This is a genomic window from Streptococcus pseudopneumoniae, from assembly GCF_001068775.1.
Classification (GTDB): domain Bacteria; phylum Bacillota; class Bacilli; order Lactobacillales; family Streptococcaceae; genus Streptococcus; species Streptococcus pseudopneumoniae_N.
This window is the reverse complement of record NZ_JWAJ01000065.1, coordinates 1-215: the sequence shown is the minus strand read 5'-3', so window position 1 is coordinate 215 and position 215 is coordinate 1. Positions and strand designations below refer to the sequence as shown.

Annotated in this window: 1 pseudogene; it reads right to left on the bottom strand. The window is 41.9% G+C overall.

What is annotated here, in order from left to right:
* Positions 1-215 (bottom strand): annotated as a pseudogene (locus ADF68_RS11060) (peptidase); the annotation flags it as partial.

Sequence of the window (215 nt, the reverse complement as noted above, 5' to 3'; positions counted from 1 at the left end):
TACAGTTGTTGTACCGTCGTTGCCAACTTCTACCTTACTTACTGTAGGGTTAGCTTTCTTAACTTCGTCGCCCACTTTAGCTTTTTCGGCATCAGTCAAGTTGCTTGGATCTGTAACTGGAGTTACTGACGGATCCTTAACAGCTTTATCATCTGATTTCTTAACTGTCTTATCTGCTGGAATTACAGCTGTTGTACCATCTGGGTAAGTTACAG